This window comes from Actinokineospora guangxiensis, from assembly GCF_042657845.1.
In the GTDB taxonomy this organism is placed as follows: Bacteria; Actinomycetota; Actinomycetes; order Mycobacteriales; family Pseudonocardiaceae; genus Actinokineospora; species Actinokineospora guangxiensis.
In genome coordinates this window covers 146,510-163,252 of the sequence record NZ_JBHSKF010000009.1, presented here as the reverse complement: position 1 = coordinate 163,252, position 16,743 = coordinate 146,510, and the positions used below count along the sequence as shown (strand labels likewise).

At 72.9% G+C, this 16,743-nt stretch carries 20 protein-coding genes, 1 tRNA gene and 1 pseudogene; 12 read left to right on the top strand and 10 right to left on the bottom strand.

Translation table 11 applies throughout. The annotated features are described in order from the left end of the window. Window positions 1-137: 137 nt before the first annotated feature. From ACFPM7_RS18320 to ACFPM7_RS18310, 3 genes and pseudogenes are all read left to right on the top strand, one after another. Window positions 138-1,124 (top strand): LysR family transcriptional regulator, encoded by a 987-nt coding sequence (locus ACFPM7_RS18320; RefSeq protein ID WP_378248855.1) that lies wholly within the window; start codon window positions 138-140, stop codon window positions 1,122-1,124. A gap of 274 nt (window positions 1,125-1,398) precedes the next feature. Continuing rightward, window positions 1,399-1,635: pseudogene (locus ACFPM7_RS18315) on the top strand (alpha-lytic protease prodomain-containing protein); the annotation flags it as partial. After that, complete coding sequence (locus ACFPM7_RS18310) at window positions 1,554-1,829, top strand: hypothetical protein (RefSeq protein ID WP_378248854.1); 276 nt, start codon at window positions 1,554-1,556, stop codon at window positions 1,827-1,829. The pseudogene ACFPM7_RS18315 and the gene ACFPM7_RS18310, both read left to right, overlap by 82 nt. Window positions 1,830-1,865: 36 nt before the next feature. On the opposite strand, the gene ACFPM7_RS18305 is transcribed toward ACFPM7_RS18310, so the two are convergent. After that, window positions 1,866-2,795, bottom strand: a complete 930-nt coding sequence (locus ACFPM7_RS18305; protein WP_378248853.1) for a helix-turn-helix transcriptional regulator — start codon at window positions 2,793-2,795, stop codon at window positions 1,866-1,868. Between the two features lie 80 nt (window positions 2,796-2,875). Here ACFPM7_RS18305 and ACFPM7_RS18300 point away from each other — a divergent pair, with 80 nt between their 5' ends. Continuing rightward, on the top strand, window positions 2,876-3,271 hold the full coding sequence (locus ACFPM7_RS18300) for a VOC family protein (protein WP_378248852.1): 396 nt from the start codon (window positions 2,876-2,878) through the stop codon (window positions 3,269-3,271). A 92-nt stretch (window positions 3,272-3,363) separates the two neighbouring features. Here ACFPM7_RS18300 and ACFPM7_RS18295 read toward each other — a convergent pair whose 3' ends face one another. From ACFPM7_RS18295 to ACFPM7_RS18285, 3 genes are all read right to left on the bottom strand, one after another. Then, window positions 3,364-4,863, bottom strand: coding sequence for a GGDEF domain-containing protein (locus ACFPM7_RS18295; protein ID WP_378248851.1), 1,500 nt, complete (start codon window positions 4,861-4,863; stop codon window positions 3,364-3,366). Window positions 4,864-5,046: 183 nt separating this feature from the next. Next, window positions 5,047-5,925 (bottom strand): SDR family NAD(P)-dependent oxidoreductase, encoded by an 879-nt coding sequence (locus ACFPM7_RS18290; protein WP_378248850.1) that lies wholly within the window; start codon window positions 5,923-5,925, stop codon window positions 5,047-5,049. A 198-nt stretch (window positions 5,926-6,123) separates the two neighbouring features. Then, entirely contained in the window at window positions 6,124-7,623 is a 1,500-nt protein-coding gene (locus ACFPM7_RS18285) for a flavin-containing monooxygenase (RefSeq protein WP_378248849.1), read from the bottom strand. 72 nt (window positions 7,624-7,695) lie between these two features. On the opposite strand from ACFPM7_RS18285, the gene ACFPM7_RS18280 reads away from it, so the two are divergent. Together ACFPM7_RS18280 and ACFPM7_RS18275 are read left to right on the top strand one after the other, a co-directional pair. Further along, window positions 7,696-8,334, top strand: a complete 639-nt coding sequence (locus ACFPM7_RS18280) for a TetR/AcrR family transcriptional regulator (protein WP_378248848.1) — start codon at window positions 7,696-7,698, stop codon at window positions 8,332-8,334. Between the two features lie 132 nt (window positions 8,335-8,466). Then, window positions 8,467-8,832: a lipocalin/fatty acid-binding family protein gene (locus ACFPM7_RS18275; protein ID WP_378248847.1), complete on the top strand. Its 366-nt coding sequence runs from the start codon at window positions 8,467-8,469 to the stop codon at window positions 8,830-8,832. An 11-nt stretch (window positions 8,833-8,843) separates the two neighbouring features. Here ACFPM7_RS18275 and ACFPM7_RS18270 read toward each other — a convergent pair whose 3' ends face one another. Then, window positions 8,844-9,065 carry a DUF3618 domain-containing protein gene (locus ACFPM7_RS18270; protein WP_378248846.1) on the bottom strand — a complete coding sequence of 74 codons (222 nt, stop codon included), beginning with the start codon at window positions 9,063-9,065 and terminating at the stop codon, window positions 8,844-8,846. 94 nt (window positions 9,066-9,159) lie between these two features. Between ACFPM7_RS18270 and ACFPM7_RS18265 the strand changes: the two genes are divergently transcribed. Further along, window positions 9,160-9,236, top strand: a tRNA-Leu gene (locus tag ACFPM7_RS18265). 5 nt (window positions 9,237-9,241) lie between these two features. On the opposite strand, the gene ACFPM7_RS18260 is transcribed toward ACFPM7_RS18265, so the two are convergent. The 3 genes from ACFPM7_RS18260 to ACFPM7_RS18250 form a co-directional block, all read right to left on the bottom strand. Continuing rightward, entirely contained in the window at window positions 9,242-9,775 is a 534-nt protein-coding gene (locus ACFPM7_RS18260; RefSeq protein ID WP_378248845.1) for an ATP/GTP-binding protein, read from the bottom strand. 518 nt (window positions 9,776-10,293) lie between these two features. Further along, window positions 10,294-10,629: a hypothetical protein gene (locus ACFPM7_RS18255; protein WP_378248844.1), complete on the bottom strand. Its 336-nt coding sequence runs from the start codon at window positions 10,627-10,629 to the stop codon at window positions 10,294-10,296. Between the two features lie 43 nt (window positions 10,630-10,672). Then, window positions 10,673-11,764 (bottom strand): serine hydrolase domain-containing protein, encoded by a 1,092-nt coding sequence (locus tag ACFPM7_RS18250; protein WP_378248843.1) that lies wholly within the window; start codon window positions 11,762-11,764, stop codon window positions 10,673-10,675. A gap of 123 nt (window positions 11,765-11,887) precedes the next feature. Between ACFPM7_RS18250 and ACFPM7_RS18245 the strand changes: the two genes are divergently transcribed. The 5 genes from ACFPM7_RS18245 (at window position 11,888) to ACFPM7_RS18225 (ending at window position 15,339) form a co-directional block, all read left to right on the top strand. Further along, window positions 11,888-13,081 carry a sialidase family protein gene (locus ACFPM7_RS18245; RefSeq protein WP_378248842.1) on the top strand — a complete coding sequence of 398 codons (1,194 nt, stop codon included), beginning with the start codon at window positions 11,888-11,890 and terminating at the stop codon, window positions 13,079-13,081. Next, complete coding sequence (locus ACFPM7_RS18240) at window positions 13,081-13,263, top strand: hypothetical protein (protein ID WP_378248841.1); 183 nt, start codon at window positions 13,081-13,083, stop codon at window positions 13,261-13,263. Before ACFPM7_RS18245 ends, ACFPM7_RS18240 begins: the two co-directional genes overlap by 1 nt. A 172-nt stretch (window positions 13,264-13,435) precedes the next feature. After that, entirely contained in the window at window positions 13,436-13,960 is a 525-nt protein-coding gene (locus ACFPM7_RS18235; RefSeq protein ID WP_378248840.1) for a hypothetical protein, read from the top strand. Window positions 13,961-13,985: 25 nt separating this feature from the next. After that, window positions 13,986-14,453, top strand: a complete 468-nt coding sequence (gene bcp, locus ACFPM7_RS18230) for a thioredoxin-dependent thiol peroxidase (protein ID WP_378248839.1) — start codon at window positions 13,986-13,988, stop codon at window positions 14,451-14,453. 49 nt (window positions 14,454-14,502) lie between these two features. Further along, the gene (locus ACFPM7_RS18225; protein ID WP_378248838.1) at window positions 14,503-15,339 is read left to right on the top strand and encodes a hypothetical protein; all 837 of its coding nucleotides are present in this window, start codon (window positions 14,503-14,505) and stop codon (window positions 15,337-15,339) included. Here ACFPM7_RS18225 and rdgB read toward each other — a convergent pair. Together rdgB and rph are read right to left on the bottom strand one after the other, a co-directional pair. Then, window positions 15,336-15,962: an RdgB/HAM1 family non-canonical purine NTP pyrophosphatase gene (gene rdgB, locus ACFPM7_RS18220; RefSeq protein ID WP_378248837.1), complete on the bottom strand. Its 627-nt coding sequence runs from the start codon at window positions 15,960-15,962 to the stop codon at window positions 15,336-15,338. The genes ACFPM7_RS18225 and rdgB overlap by 4 nt on opposite strands. Continuing rightward, window positions 15,959-16,714 carry a ribonuclease PH gene (gene rph, locus ACFPM7_RS18215; protein WP_378248836.1) on the bottom strand — a complete coding sequence of 252 codons (756 nt, stop codon included), beginning with the start codon at window positions 16,712-16,714 and terminating at the stop codon, window positions 15,959-15,961. The genes rdgB and rph overlap by 4 nt, the downstream gene beginning before the upstream one ends. Between the last annotated feature and the right edge of the window lie 29 nt (window positions 16,715-16,743).

Genomic DNA, 16,743 nt, shown 5'->3' with positions numbered 1-16,743 from the left:
CGACCCTCCTTGTTCAGAAATGCACATTAGTGCGCATCTTCAATCAAGACCAGACGCTTTTGCGCAGCGGGGCTCAACCTGGTCACGTGGCAGCGTTGGGACTTGGCCAATGGGTGCGCCGGGCTTAGCGTTGCCCCATGGAGCTGGAGCTGCGCCACTTCAAAATCATCTGCGCCGTCGCCGAGGCGGGCAGCATCACCAAGGCCGCATCGGCGCTCGGACTCGCCCAGCCCGCGCTGACCGCCCAGCTCCACCGCATCGAGCGCGCCCTCGGCGGCCCGCTGTTCGAGCGCGACCGCCGCGGCGCGCGCCCGACCCCGCTCGGCGAGCTGGTGCTCGCCAGGGCGAAGCTGCTGCTGCCCGCGGTCTCCGGCCTGCGCGAGGAGGCCGCCCGCTTCGCCAACAGCAGCGCGCTGCCCGGTGACACCCCGGCCCGGCTGCGGCTGGGCTCGGCCACCGGGCCCATGCTCGGCGGCCTGGTGCACCAGCTCAACGCCGCGCACCCGGAGCTGGAGGTCACCACGCACGTCTCGTGGTCCTCGGAGGAGCTGGCCGCCATGCTCGCCGACGGCCGCGTGGACTACGTCCTCGCCGGCGTCTGCGGCGACGCGCCGCCGCCCGCCCAGCCCGGCCTGAGCTGGCGCACCCTGGGCACCGACCCGGTGTTCGTGCTGCTGTCCACCGAACACCCCGAGTCGGACAAGGCCGAGGTCGAGCTGTCGGCGCTGGCGGGCGAGCAGTGGGGCGCCACGCCCGGCGACGGCTGCTTCGCCGAGTGCTTCGCCGCCGCCTGCGCGCGCTCGGGCTTCACCCCGCGCACGCTGTACGAGACCGACGTGGTCACCTGCATCGACATGGTGGAGGCGGGCGACGCCGTCGTGCTCTGCCAGCCGATGTTCCGCGAGATGCCCGGCGTCGTGCCGGTCCCGATCGCGGGCAACCCGCTGCGCTGGCGCAACCTCGTCGGCTGGCACCCCGACAGCGCCTGCGCCTCCTTCGCCGACCAGCTGGTGAAGCTGGCGGGGGCGGCCTACCAGGACGTCATCTCGCGGCGGCCGCGGTACTCGGGCTTCCTGGAGCGCTTCCCGATGTTCGGCGTGGAGACCGACCGCGCCGCGATCTGAGCATCCCCCGGACGCTATGGACAAGTGCTATTACCCGCGTCCGAATCCACTGAACAGCGTGTGTCCACCTGCCTACCCGGGTGGCAGCCATCCAGTTGGCCATGCACACCGCCATGCAGCGTGACCTCGGCCTGACCGCCGAGCAGGCCACCATCCGCCTCGCCACGGAGACCACCGCCGCGCGCGCCGAGGGCGCCACCGTCGGCATGGCCGCCCGCAGTGAGTCCACACTGGACTCGCCCAAGGCGGCGCTCGACGCCCGGCTGCCACCGCGCCGCGCACGCTGGTGGGCTGGCGGGTGGACGTCACCGCCAACTCGGTCGTCGTCTCGGCCACGCCGGGCGCGACCGCCGAAGCCAGGCGCTTCGCCGCGGCGGCAGGGCTGCCCGGGGGGCGCGCTTCGGGTCGACCACCCCGTACACGGGCTCGGTGGCCGGTGGCGGCAGGCAGATCCAGCCGAACGGCAGCTTCTACCAGTCGACGTCCTCGGGCACCCACCGTGCGTGTCTGACCGGACCGTCGGGCGCCGACTTCGACCTGTACCCGCAGCGCTGGTCCGGCTCGGCCTGGACCTCGGTGGCCGGCGGGACGACCCCGGCGGCCTCGGAGGCGGTGTCCTACAACGGGAGCCCGGGCTACTACCGCTGGGTGGTGCTCGCCTACAGCGGCTCGGGCAGCTCCACGCTGACGACCGCCCGACCGTAGTGCGCGCTGAGGACGCCCGCTTCCCCGCGGGCGTCCTCAGCCGTACCGGGCCGACAGCTCCGCGCCGATGCGCGCCAGCTCCGCGCGCACCGGCTCGGGCTCCAGCACCTCCACGGCGTCACCCCATCCCGCCAGCTGGCGCGCGATGTCCAGCGGCGTCGGCGCGCCCACCCGCACGCGCGCCGCGTCCGGGTCGTCGACGTGGCAGTGCCGTCCGAAGTGGTCACGCAGGATCGGCACGAACCGCGGCGCGATGCCGACGGTGGCCCAGGTCCGCGACCGCCGCCGCTCCACGTCGCCGACGACCTCCCGCCACGCCTCACCCACGGCGAAGTCCGCGGGCCGCTCGGCCGCCTCCCCGGTCGCCACCACCCCGGAGATCCGGTCGACGCGAAAGGTCCGCCGCCCCTTCGACGTCCCGGCGATCAGGTACCAGACGTCGTCCTTGTCGACCAACCCCCACGGGTCCACGACGCGCTCACCACGCTGCCGCGTCCGGTCGGTGTACCCGATGCGGATGCGCTCGCGGCGCACGACGGCGTCCTGCAGCCGCCCCACCAACGGCGACCGCTCCCGGTCCCGCTCCCCCCACGGCGTCGGGTCGACGGCGACGGCGGCCGCGGCGGCCTCCGCGTCCGCCCGGAAGGTGGCGGGCAGGGCGCGGACCAGCTTGCGCAGCGCGGCCTTCGCCTCCGGAGACGCGGCGGAGGGGCCGATGAGCAGGAACAGCGCCCGCGCCTCCACCGCGGACAACCCGGTCAGGTCGGTCCGCGCCCCACCGACCAGCGACCACCCACCACCGCGGCCGCGCTGCGGGTAGACGGGAATGCCCGCGGCCGACAGCGCCTCCAGGTCGCGGCGAGCGGTGGCCACCGACACCTCTAGCTCAGCCGCCACCTCGGCGGCGCTCACCCGCCCCCGGGCCTGCATGAGCAGCAACGCCGCCACCAGTCGATCCGCACGCATCGAGAAGCCCTTCAGAAAGTGCTCAGACGGTGAGCACTTTAACCGCGAGCATGGGAGTCACCACGAGAGAGGACAGACCAATGCTGCGAGGCTTCGCCACCGTCAACTACTTCGCCGACGACGTCCCCGCGGCGGTCGCCTGGTACACCGAGTTCCTGGGCACCGCCCCCTACTTCCACCGCGAGTTCGATGACGGCGTCCCCGCCTACGTCGAGTTCCGCATCGGCGACCACCAAGCGGAACTGGGCATCCTCAACCGCCGCCACTTCTCCCCCACCCCCGGCGGCGCCCTGATCTACTGGGCCGTCGACGACGTCCACACCACCCACACCCGCCTGCTGGCCCTCGGCGCGACCCCCCACCTCCCACCCACCGACCGCGGCCCCGGCTTCACCACCGCCTCGGTGACCGACCCCTTCGGCAACGTCCTGGGCATCATGTACAACCAGCACTACCTGGACATGCTGGCGCGATAACCGCCCGCCCACTCCCCAACCCATCGGACACCCACCCCGCCCACGCGCCAACAACGGAACCGCGATCACCGCACCCCACCGCGGAACCGCGATCACCCAGCCGTCCGAATCCGGTCCCGCCCCTGCTGCTTGGCCTCATACAACGCCGCATCCGCAGCCCTCAACAACCTCTCCAACTCCACCCCAGACCCGCCACCGGCAGCGATCCCGATCGACGTGGTCCGCCCCCCGATCATCACCCGCCGCCCCCGCTTGTCCGCCGCCTCCACCCGCATCGACGCGATCCCCTGCCGCACCCGCTCAGCCACCGCCACCGCCGCCGCCGCGTCCGTGTCCGGCAGCAGCAACACGAACTCCTCCCCGCCGAAGCGCCCCACCACGTCCCCGTGCCGGGTCGACTCCCGCAGAACGGACCCGACCGCGCGCAGCACGGCGTCACCCGCCGGATGCCCCCACGTGTCGTTCACCTGCTTGAAGTGGTCCAGATCGATCACCGCCACCGCCACCTGCCGAGCCCGGACCACCTCGCGCGCGGCAGCCTCCAACCACCCCCGGCTGTTGAGCAGCTGCGTCTTGTGATCGGTGCGCGCGTCCCCCCGAGCCGTCTCGATCTGCAGCGCGCCCCAGTCCAGCGCTGCCAGCAGCGGAACCAGGAACAGCGGAGCCATCCATGCGTGCGCCGTGGCGAGCGCGGCGATCACGGCCAAGCACACCATCAACGCGCCGCCGAGGTTGTCTCGGCGGCTGCCCGCCACCTGCTCCCAGGTGGCCGACTTGCTCGACAGGGCGATCACTCCGGCGATGGCGAAGGCGTTGACCAGGAAGTACGCCGCCCCCGCCCCGGCGAGGGCCACGGCGTCCCCCACGCCGAACGCCGCGTCGACCGACACCCCCGCCAACCGGATGACGGCCATCGACGCGAGCGCGGCCAGCAGGATGCCCGCCGTGCCGAAGGTGTAGCGGTACAGGGGTCTGCGGGCGACCGGGTAGAGCTGCACGCGCAGCAGGATGAGGGCGACGACCGCCATCCACGCCGGGAGCAGCACCATGCCCGGCAGGATCCACACGACGCTGGTGTCCATGTGCGGACCGCTCGCCGCCTGGTCGCGGCGGGTTTCCTCGGTGCGCCGCGAGAGCCAGCGGTGAGTGGCGCCCGCGGCGACCAGGACGGTGAAGCGCAGCCAGTCCAGCGAGTCGGCCGATGCGGCGGTGAGCGTGGCCCAGCAGGCCGTGGCCAGGGTGATCGCCTCGAAGGCCAGGACGTAGCCGCGGGCCGGTGCGGGCAGGTCGGACAGGCTGGGCCTGCGCGCGTGACGCGGGCCCGGCCGGTCCGTCACACTGTTGGCCGAATCCGCGGTGGCTGCCGGGTCCGCTGTGGACGCCTCGGGAGGAGTGTCCGATGAGCCGCGACTGGTGACCTCGACCGGGGCCCCGTCGTTGTGCGGGGTGGCGGGCCCACCATCAGAGTCGGCCCGGCCGACCGGGCTTTCCGGACCGTCGACCGCGGGCGCGTCGCCTGTGGACGACTCCGACGGGAAAGGAGCATCCGATGAGCCGCGACTGGTGAAGCCCACCTCGGTCCCGTATCCCATCGGCACCTCCCCTCGTCCCAGTTCTGGACGCGGGAGCCGCGACCGGGTTCCGCACCGCCGCGCGGCACCTGTCCACCGTAGTCCGGGGAGAGGCCGCCGACGCCGCCGAACGGCGGAGTCCAGCGACGCCACCGCCCAGTTCGATGCTGACGGGCATGATCGCCGCGGGCAACGTGACCGGACTCACGCGAGGACCCACTCGCGCAGGGGAGGCGGCTGCCGCCGCTCCAGGCCGTAGGGCTCCAGCGCACCGCCGAGCACCTCGGCGAAGGCCCGCTCCACCGACGCCAGGTCCCACTCGTCGCGCTCCAGCACCGGCTGCTTGAAGTAGGGGTGCCCGAGCAGGTGCAGCTGGGTGCCGGTGCAGCGCACGACCTGCCCGGTGATCCCGGCGGCCCGGTCCGACAGCAGGAAGCGCACCACCGGCGCGACCCGGTCTGGCGTCTCGGTCGGCTTGGACAGCTCCGCCGCCCTCGGCGACTGCCGCACCATGCGGGTGTAGGCCTTCGGGCACAGCGCGTTGACCCTGATCCCGTCCTCTTCCAGGTCCAGGGCCCACGACCAGGTCAGCGACGCCACCGCGCCCTTGGTGGCCGCGTAGACGCCCAGCCCGCGCTGGCCCAGCAGCGCGCCGGAGGACACGTTGAGGATCGCGCCGCCGCCGAAGCCGCGCATCCTGGCGACCGCGGCCAGCCCGACGTTGATCACGCCGAGCACGTTCACCTCGACCAGCTCGCGGGCGCGCCCCGCGTCGTCCTCCCACGGCGTGGCCGTGTACTGGAGCCCGGCGTTGTTGACCAGCCCGTGCAGCACGCCGAATTCGCGCACCGCCGTCTCCACGATCTCCTCGGCCTGCTCGGGGTCGGCGACCGACCCCACGCTCGGCACCGCCGCCCCGCCCCTGGTCCTGATCCGCTCGACCACGTCGGCGACCACGTCGCCGTCGACGTCGTTGACCACCACGCCCGCCCCGGAAGCGGCCAGGTACTCGGCGAAGGCCGCCCCCAGCCCGCGGCCCGCCCCCGTGACGACGATCGCCTTGCCGTCCATCGTGCTGTCCATGTCGTTCTCCCCACCACCGGCCCCGACGAAGAAACGCGGCGCACCGGGCGCCGCCCACCGGCTCGCCGCCAGTGTCGCGGCGGGGAGCGCGGCGTGGCCCGGTGAGACGGTGAGCGGCCGGTTCCGGCGGCGAAGCGCCGAAACCCGGTGGCGGGCAGTTCGGCCCGGCCGAATTACCCGGGCCGAACGGTCAGCGGGTCATCCGACGGCGCGAGCGGGCGCCCGCCGGTGGCCGACGACCTCGTAGGCGGCCGGGTCGACCGCCCGGGTCTGCAGCCAGTAGCGCCAGGTGAAGCCCGGCCAGATGGTCCGGTTGAGGCCCTGGGAGTCCAGGTACCAGCTGGCGCAGCCGCCCTTCGTCCACACCCCGTCGGCGAGCTTGCGCTGGATCTCGGCGTTGAAGCGCTCCTGGGCGCCCTTGCGGACCTCGATGGACTGCCCGCCCGCCGTCTCCACCACGCGCATCGCGTCGGCGATGTAGCGGATCTGCGCCTCGATCATGAACACCACGGAGTTGTGGCCGAGGCCGGTGTTGGGCCCGAGGAGGAAGAACAGGTTCGGGAAGCCGTTGACGGTGATGCCCTTGTAGGTGTTGATGCCCCGCTCGCTCCAGGTCTTGGCGAGGTCCTGGCCGTCGCGGCCGGTGATGTCGAGGTAGTCGAAGGCGTCGGTGACGTGGAAGCCGGTGCCGTAGACGATGGCGTCGACCTCGATCTCGCGGCCGTCCTTGGTGAGCACGCTGTTCTCGCGCACCTCGGCGACGCCGGAGGTGTCGAGGTCGACGTTGGACTGGTTGAAGGTCGGGTAGTAGTCGTTGGAGACCAGGACGCGCTTGCAGCCCATGACGTAGTCGGGGGTCAGCTTGCGCACGGTCTCGGCGTCCTTGACCGAGCGGCGGATGTTCCAGGCGGCCAGCTTGGACGCGGTCTTGAGCACGCCGGTGTGGCCGTTGAAGCCGACGGCGCGGACCTCGTTGATCCAGTACAGGAAGCCGCGGTAGGCGCGCTGGACGCCGGGGACGGTGGCGAACGCCTTCTGCGTCCACTTCGGCATCGCGTGGTCGGCCTTGGGCATCACCCAGGCCGCGGTGCGCTGGAACAGCGTCAGGTGCTCGACCTGCTTGGCGATCCGCGGGACGAACTGGATCGCGCTGGCCCCGGTGCCGACGACGGCGACGCGCTTGCCGGTGAGGTCGTAGTTGTGGTCCCACTGGGCGGAGTGGAACGTCTTGCCGCGGAAGTTCTGGATGCCGGGCAGTTCCGGGATGGACGGCAGGTGCAGCGCGCCGATGCCCGCGACGAGGTACTGGGCGACGTAGGTGTCGCCTGCCTTGGTGGCCACGTGCCAGCGGGCCTCGTCGGCGTCCCAGCGGGCGCCCGCGACCTCGCAGTGGAAGCGGGTGAAGCGGCGCAGGCCCCACTTGTCGGCGACCTGGCGCAGGTAGGCCCAGATTTCCGGCTGCGGGGCGAAGGAGCGCGTCCAGTCCGCCTTCTGCTCGAAGGAGAAGGAGTACATGTGGGACTGGATGTCGCAGGCGCACCCCGGGTAGGTGTTGTCGCGCCAGGTGCCGCCGAAGTCGCCCGCCTTCTCCAGCACGACGAAGTCGTCGCGGCCCTGCCTGCGCAGCTCGATCGCCATGCCCATGCCGGAGAACCCGGTGCCGACGACCACCACGCCGGTGTGGATGACTTTGCCCATGCGAGCCCTCCCGTAAGTGTTACCGGAAGTCCAGCTTACCGCGAGTAGGTTACCTCCGGTAGACTGGATTTCGTGACCACCGCCGGGAGCACCGCCGACCAGCCGCGCAAGCGCATGCCGCGCGCCGAGCGCGAGCGGCAGATGCTCCAGATCGCCGAGGAGATCTTCAGCGAGCGCGGCTACCTGGCGACCTCGGTGGACGACATCGCCGAGCGGTGCGGGGTCTCCAAGCCGATGATCTACGAGTACTTCGGCTCCAAGGAGGGCCTGCTCGTCGCCTGCATCCGGGCGGCGCGGGCCGAACTGGCCGAGGTCACCACCAAGGCGGCGGTCGGGGCGAACACCCCGGAGGAGGCCCTGCGCCGCGGCCTGCGGGCCTTCCTCACCTTCGCCGACTCGCACCGCAGGGCGTGGGCGCTGCTACTCAGCGGCGAGGCCGCCGCGGCCGGGCCCGCCGCGGCCGAGGAGGTCGAGGCCGGCAGGCGCCAGCAGGTCGAGATCGACGTGATGCTGTTCCGCTCGTTCCTGCCGGACGCGCCGCAGCGGGCCCTGGAGGCGGCGGCCCAGGTCGTCGTCGGGGCGTGCGAGCGGCTGTCGCTGTGGTACGTCGCCCAGGAGGAGATGGGGGCGGACGAGGCCGCCGAGTACCTGATCATGTCGCTCTGGCACGGCCTCAGCGGACTAATCGACCGCAATAACCCTTCTGGGTGATCTTTGGGACCGGTTGTCCGGCCTGACTTCACCATTCAGCGAGCAGGACGGCAGCCAAACGGGTTAAGTGCGTCATAAAGAAGCTGGCGGATCGTCCCTCGACCCGAGGACCGCCGAGAAGCGAGGTACGCGATGTTCGAGCCGATCATGGCCAACTACACCCCTGACGGGGACGACTGGACCGTCGAGGTGACCGCCAAGGGCGAGACCCGCACCGCCACCGCGCCCGGCCTCATCGCCGCCCGCGATGCCGCCGACCAGCTGGTCGACGAACTCGTCCCCGACGACGACGTCCGCACGGTGGTCCACACCCTGGACGGCGACGCCTTCGAGTTCACCCAGGCCTACCTGGCCGCCCGCCTGGCCCGCCCGTCCGAGACCACCGGCGAGACCCAGCCGGAATCCGGCGCCGAGCCGCCTGCCGCGGCCCCCGCCGCCAGGACGGCCGAGCCCGCGGCCAAGCCCGCGCCCGCGAAGTCCCCCGCGGCCACGGGATAGCCCGCCGAGGTCTAGCGGAACAGGCTCCGCACGACGAGCAGGCCCACCACGACACCGACCCCGATCAGGGCGTACTTCACCTTGGGGTCGTCCAGCGTCGAGCGCGCGCTCGCCTTCGCGCTGTCCACCACCCGCTGCGGGCTGGCCTTCTCCCCCAGTCGGTCCAGGGTCACCGCGAGCGCGTCGCGCGCCTTCTCGATCTCGCGCTGGATGGTCTCGGGGTCGCGGGCCACAGGTCCTCCTCAAGCGGTGCTTGCCCCACGGTAGATCACCGGTGGTTTCTCTTCCGCATGGGCCATGCCAGTAGGCTGACCGGGCTACCACTCGGGGGCCGTAGCCCAATTGGCAGAGGCACACGGTTTAGGTCCGTGCCAGTGAGAGTTCGAGTCTCTCCGGCCCCACCACCGGCTCAGCGGCGTGGCCCGACCGTCCGCCGGATCACCGCGGCTCGCTCGCGCAGCGCGCCCGCGGGGACCTCGACCAGGTGAAACCCCAGGTCCCGGTAGGTCTGCTCGTGGAGCCGCTCGAACTCCAGCGAGTCGGCGAAGCTGATCCGGCGGGCGGCGGTGTTGTGGATGAAGCCCTGGTTGCGGACCAAGAACGCGGTCGGTGAGTACAGCCCTGCCGCCAGGACGCGGTCGACCTCCTCGGTCAGCAGGGCGGAGGGCGGGAAACCCAGGTAGCGGCTCAGCGCCAGGGTGCACACCGGAGACCGGTCGTGGAGGGCGTCCGCCGGGGCGGCGGCGCGGCGCAGACGCTGCAGGCGCACGATGTCGTCGATGAAGGACGGCACGCGCCAGGGGTCTTCGGCGCCGAGCGCGTGGTGCAGACCGATGACGTCCGTCGCGGCTTCCTCCACGACGGGGTGGCCCTCGGTCTCCAGCAGGCGCAGGACGGACGTCTTCCCGGCGCCTGGGGTGCCGGTGAGGATGTGGCCGGGCATGGCGGGCTCCTGTGGCGGTGGGGTTGGTGGTTCAGCAGTGCCTGCGGCGGAGGTTGGATCAGCGGCGCAGGTGGGCGAGGGCCGAGGGGCGGAGTCAGCTGAGCCGACGGCGGGGGCTGGGTGCTGGGCCCGGGGGTGGGAGTGGGGTCAGCGGCACCCATGGTGAGCCCCAGGTGGCGGGGTCAGCTGTGCGGCTGGCGGCGTTGCCGCTGAGGCGGCGGCTGTGGGCCAGAGTGGCCGGGTAGTCGACCGCGTGCCGCTGGTGGGGGTCTCGGTCGTCGGGAAGGTCAACCTGTGGGTGATGCTCGCGCCGTTCTGGCGGGGCTCGGTGTCCCTGCTCGTCGCCGGGCCGTCCCTGCGGCCCGAGCAGCGCGCCGGGCCGCGGCGTCTACAGCGGAGGGCCAGTCGGGATGACGACCGTCACCGGCGTCAGCGCGGCGGTGACGGTCGTCATCGCGGTGCTTGTCGTGACGACACTACAGCGGGGGCTCCCGACCGGGCACGCGGAGCTGTGGTGGTCAGCGGCGCAGGGCCTCGCTCGGCCGCTCGACGGTGCGGCTCTGGTAGGCGTCAGGGTGGCCGAGGTCGGTGATCGTGACGCGGACGCGGTCCGGGTTGGCCTCCTGGATGGCGCAGGCGTACCACTCGCCGTCGGCGTCGCGGTACTGCCAGGGCTCGGCGAGGGCGGCCATGCCGGTCGACTCGACGGCCGCGCGAGCGTCCTCGTAGGGCGCGTCCGGACCCAGCGGGAAGCCGAAGACGGTCAGCGGGGACCACAGGTCCCCGTCCGCCTCGCGGACGTATCCCACCAGTTCGCCGTCGGACTCGCGGATCACTTCCCTGCCGTGGCTCATGGCCGGGGACGGTAACCGCCCGTCCCCGGCCGCGGCCACGCGATTACGGGCAGAGGGCGGCGATCAGCACGTCGTTGAGACCGTCCATCCCGTCCTCCGCCACAGCGCCGGTGCTGATCGACAGGTGCACGCTGGTGCGCTCGCCGCTGAGCGAGACGGTCACGTAGCCGGGGATGGCGCCCTCGTGGCCCCAGGCGACCCCGCCGCACGGCGTGGGGATCTGGGCGATGCCGAGCCCGTAGCCGGAGACCGTCTCGCGCATCTCGGCCAGTTCGGCCCGCCGCAGCAGCTTGCCGCCGAGCAGGGCACTGAAGAAGCGGTCCAGGTCGGCGGTGGTGGAGATCATGCCGCCCGCGGCGCCGCCGATGGAGGAGTCCAGAGCGGTCACGTCGACCAGCGTCCCGCGCACCTCAAGGTAGCCGCGCGCGTGCGGTCCGGGAAGGACGGTGCCGCCCGTGCGGGTGTCGCGCATGCCCAGCGGGCGCAGGACGCGCTGGGTGACCTCGCGCTCCCACGAACGGCCGGTGACGTCCTCGATCAGCATGCCCGCGACGATGTAGTTGGTGTTGGAGTACGAGAAGCGCTCCCCCGGCGGGAACAGCAGCGGCCGCGAGGTCGCCAGTTCCACCAGTTCACCGGCCCGGTAGTGGCGGAAGCGCTCCTTGACGAACGTCTCGTTGTCCAGCGGCAGGGCGTCGGTGTAGTTGAACAGGCCGCTGGTGTGCCCCAGCAGCATGCGGACCGTGATCCGGTCGTCGACGAGCCCCGGCAGGTACCGCGACACCGGCTCGTCCAGGCCGACGCGGCCCTCGCCGACGAGCTGGAGCACCACCGTCGCCACGATCGTCTTGGTGACGCTGCCGATCCGGAAGCGCCCGTCCAGCGGCACCGGCCGCGCGCTGCCCGCCTTCGCCGTCCCGCCGCGCAACAGCAGCGTCCGCTTGCCGTCCACGACGCGCACCTGCACGCCCTGGGCGCCATCGCGGGCCATCAGGTCCAGGCCCGCCTGGACGGCCGCCGGATCGACCCGCCCCGGCCGTGCGGACGACTCAGCCGTCCCTGCCGACGCCGCCCCCGCTGTGCCCAGCACGAGCACAGCCGCCGTGCCCACCACGGCCCATCTCATGATCCCCATCAGCGCTCCCTCGGTTTCCGGCCTCCCGCCGATGAAGATCAGTCTCACGCCGCCCCGCGTGCGCCCACATCTGCCCGCGGGTGGACGCCGGGTCCCCCGCTCGGCGGACCCACCCTCGATCGGGTGAGCCCGGTTGCGGGTCGCGCGCGCCGCACCTACTCGTTGACCATGCGCAGGATCAGCTCGCTCGCCGCCGCCCTGCTGCTGGTCGGGGCGGCCCTCCCGGCCGCAGCGACCCCGACCCGCACGCTGCTGGACGACGTCGGCAGCAGCTACCCCAGGGTCATCCGCCTGGAGCACTCCGGCGCGGCCAACGGCACCGTTCTGGCCAGCATCGGCACCCGCATCGATGACCACGCGGTCGGCCTCGTCTACCGCAGCACCGACGGCGGCAAGTCCTTCCGCAAGCTCTCGACGGTGGCCGACCCGGCGGGCGTGTCCGGCCAGGGCGCCTGCTGCGCCGCCCTCTACGAACTGCCCCGGCGGGTCGGCGCGCTGGCGAAGGGCACGCTGCTGTGGGCGAGCACGGCGGGCATGGACGCCCCCAAGGGCGTGCGCCGGGTCTCCCAGCGGCTCTGGCGCAGCGACGACCACGGCGCGACCTGGACCTACCTGTCCGACATCGCCGTGTCCCCCAACCACGAGCCGGGCTGGGAGCCGGAGCTGGCGGTCACCGAGGACGGCTGGCTGGCCGCCTACTACTCCGACGAGTCCGAGCGCTCCCAGCACGACCAGAAGCTGGTCAAGACCCGCACCCGCGACGGCATCACCTGGACCCAGCCGCAGGACCTCATCGCCCACGAGGGCGACCGGCTGGTCCGCCCCGGCATGGTCGGCGTGCGGCGGATGCCCGACGGCTCGTACTTCATGGTCTACGAGGTCTGCAACAACGACCTGCTGCGCCTGTGCGGCATCTACTGGCGCACCTCGGCCGACGGCTGGGACTGGGGCGCCGCCGACGACCTCGGCACGCAGGTCATCACCGTGCACGACCGCTACCCCCGGCACACGCCGACGATCACCATCGCCGACGGCGCGGTCGTGCTGGCCAGCGAGATGCTGGTCGAGGCCGACGGCCGCCACGCCCCGGGCAACGGCGCCACGCTGATGATCAACCGGGGGGACGGCGAGTGGCACGAGTTCCCGGCCCCGGTGCCGGTGGCCGGGGTCAACAACGAGGGCTGCCGCAACTTCAGCCCGTCCATCCTGGCCTCCCCGGACGGCGGCGAGGTCCTCCAGGTCACCTCCGACCTCGACGGCGGCGTCTGCAAGACCTACCACGCGACCGGCCCGATCCCCCGTGGGACCATCGGCTAGTGCGCAGGCCGAGGCCGATCCGAGCGCTCCTGAGGCTGGTCGACCGCTTCGAGGAGCGCGGTGTCTACGTCCCCGGCGAGGACAACCAGGCCATCTCGCCGTGGCGGGACTTCGGCTGGCTGATCGCGCTGTGGCTGGCCACGGTCGGCGTCGTGGTGCTGTTCTTCGCCCTGGCGGCCTGAGATCCCGATCACTGTTGGTGGCCTCTCGATCACGGCTCGGCCACAGCCTGGCGGCAGGTGCGACTCAACCGGCTTCCGGCGTGGGCATCGGGGACCTCCAGGCGACATCGTGGGAACCCGAACCCCTGTGTCCCCCGTGTCCCGATGTCCCGACAGCCGAGGAAGTGGATCGTTGCAGACCGTCAGGCGTGCCCTCGCCGCCTGCGCCGCGCTGGCCGTGCTGGCCGGGTGCGGCGCGGCCGAGCCGGACGCGCCCGCCCGCGCGCCGCTCGGCGCCTCCGACGAGCGGGCCGCCCTGCCGGGCGCCGCGCCCGCGGGCGGCGAGCTGACCGCGCTGGGCGACGGCCTCACGATCGCGGTGTCGGCGCCCCAGTCGTTCGTGCCCACCTCCTCGGCGTCACCGGCGGTGGCCCGCGCGGTCGGCTTCGAGATGACCGTCCGCAACGAGGGCGCCGCGCCGTACCGTCCGACGCTGCTCGCCCTGACCGCGCACGTCGGCGCGGACAAGGCCCAGCAGGTGGTGGACTCCACCCAGGGCTACGGCGGCCTGGTGGGCGCCGAGGAGATCTCCCCCGGCCAGTCGCTGCGCTTCTCGATCGCCTTCGCCGCGCCCGCGCAGAAGACCGGCGTGCGGGTCGTGGCCAAGCCGGACCCGGCCGCCACCGCGGCCGTCACCGTGTTCGACGGCGAGGCCTGAGCGCGGGCGCGATAGGTTGCCGCCCATGACCGACCGCCTCAGCCAGGGCGACGCAGCGCCCGACTTCACCCTCCCCGACAGCGACGGCAAGCCGGTGTCCCTCGCCGACTTCCGCGGCCAGTCGGTGATCGTCTACTTCTACCCGGCCGCGGCGACCCCGGGCTGCGCCAAGCAGGCCTGCGACTTCCGCGACAACCTCGGCGAGCTGGCGACCGCGGGCTACGCGGTGCTCGGCATCTCGCCGGACCCGCAGGCCAAGCTGGCCAAGTGGGTGGCGGCGGAGTCGCTGACCTTCCCGATGCTCTCCGACGCCGACCGCGCGGTGATGACCGCGTGGGGCGCCTACGGCGAGAAGAAGATGTACGGCAAGACGGTGACCGGCGTGATCCGCTCGACGTTCGTGGTCGACCCGGACGGCAAGATCGCCCTCGCCCAGTACAACGTGAAAGCGACCGGTCACGTAGCGAAACTGCGCCGCGACCTGGGAGTTTGACCGGACCGTCCGGCATGCCGCCCGCCGCTCGGCGGCGCATGATGGGCCCATGGCCCGAGTGGGGATGTCGCTGATCGCGTCCGCGGTCACCGTCACCATGCTGGCCGTCCTCACCACGGCCGCCCTCCCCCAGCCCTGCTCCGCCGACCCGGCGCGCACCGCCGCCCCGACGGCCGCCGAGGCGGCGCCCGCGCCGCGGACGGCCCCGGCGCTGCCCGCGGACACCGCCTCCCGGGTGGTGGCCGCGGTGCGCGGGGTGTCCCCGGGCGCGCGCGTCGGCCTGCTGGTGTGGGACATCGGGAGCGGCACGACGCTGGCCTCGTCGGGTGCGGGGACGCGCTACCAGTCGGCGTCGCTGGTGAAGCTGCTGGTCGGGATCCAGGCGCTGCGCGAGGGCGTGCCGCGCGAGCGGATCAGCCGCATGCTGCGCGAGAGCGACGACGCCGTCGCCAGCGCCCTGTGGGGTGAGCTGGGCAGCGACGCGCTGCCCGGCTCGGTGGCGCGCGGGCTCGGGATCAGCGGGGTCGGCGGGCCGGACATCCCGGGCCGGTGGGGCAACGTGCTGCTCAGCGCCGAGGACCTGCTGGCCGTCTACCGGCACCTGCTCACGCGGGCGCCGTCGCTGATCAGCCCCCTGCGCGACGCCCCGCGGCGCGCGGCGGACGGGTTCGACCAGCACTTCGGCATCCCGTCGGCGTTCGCGGGGCCGTGGTCGGTCAAGCAGGCCTGGGGAACCTCGGCGCGGGCGACCACCGCGCACACCACCGGTCTGCTGGGCGAGGCCACGCTCGTGCTCCTGCTGACCTCGCACCCGCCGGGCACCGGCTTCCGGCAGGCCACCAGCGCGGCGACCGCCGGGGCCACCGCACTGGCCGGGGTGCTCTAGAGCAGCTCGCGCAGGTGCGGCACCAGCAGGCTCAGGGCCAGGCCGCGGTGCGAGCGGGCGTCCTTCTCCTCGGGAGTCAGCTCGGCGGAGGTCTTGTCATCGCCGTCGGGGACGAAGATCGGGTCGTAGCCGAAGCCGTTCGCGCCGCGCTCCTCGCGGATCACGGTGCCGCGCCACTCGCCGCGGACGACCTTCTCGGTGCCGCCCTCGCCGCCCTCGCCGCCCGCACCCGGCAGCGCCAGCGCCACCGCACAGACGAAGGCGCCGCCGCGGCGCTCGTCGGGCACGTCCGAGAGCTGGCCGAGCAGCAGGTCCAGGTTGGCCTGGTCATCGCCGTGCTTGCCCGACCAGCGGGCCGACAGGACGCCGGGCATGCCGTTGAGGGCGTCCACGGCGATGCCGGAGTCGTCGGCGATCGCGGGCAGCCCGGTGGCCGCGACCGCGTCGCGCGCCTTGGCCAGGGCGTTCTCCTCGAAGGTGGCACCCGTCTCCGGGGCGTCGGGGAACGGCGGCAGGTCGTCGAGGCCGACGATCTCGATGCCGCCCAGGCCCGCGGCGGCCACGATGCGGCGCAGCTCGGCGAGCTTCTTGGCGTTGCGCGAGGCGAGCAGGACCCTGGTCACGACTTCACCGCCGGGAGGTCGCCGGGGTAGGGCTGGGCCAGCGCGGCGTTCTGCAGGCGGGTGATCTCGGCGCAGCCCGCCAGCGCGATGTCGAGCATGCGGTCGAGGGTGGAGCGGGCGAACGTCGCGCCCTCGCCGGTGCCCTGGACCTCGATGAGGGTGCCCGCGTCGGTGGCGACGACGTTCATGTCGACCTCGGCGCGCACGTCCTCCTCGTAGGGCAGGTCCAGCCGCACACGCCCGCCCACGACGCCGACGCTGACCGCGGCGACCGAGCAGCTCAGCGGCTGCGGGTCCTTCAGCAGGCCCTTGGCCCCGAGGTAGGTGACCGCGTCGGCCAGCGCGACGTAGGCGCCGGTGATGGCCGCGGTGCGGGTGCCGCCGTCGGCCTGGATGACGTCGCAGTCCAGCTGGATGGTGTTCTCGCCGATCGCGGCGAGGTCGATGCACGCGCGCAGCGAGCGCCCGATCAGCCTGCTGATCTCGTGCGTGCGCCCGCCGATGCGGCCCTTGACCGACTCGCGGTCACCGCGGGTGTTGGTCGCCGAGGGCAGCATCGCGTACTCGGCGGTCACCCACCCCAGCCCGGACCCCTTGCGCCACCGGGGAACCCCTTCGCTGACGCTCGCCGCGCACAGCACCCGCGTCTTGCCGAACTCCACGAGCACGGAGCCCGCGGGCCAGTCCTGGTAACCGCGGGTCAGCTTGATCTCGCGGAGCTGGTCGTCTTCCCTGCCATCCTTACGCGCCACGACAGCCAGCCTAGCCGGCGCACGCGCGC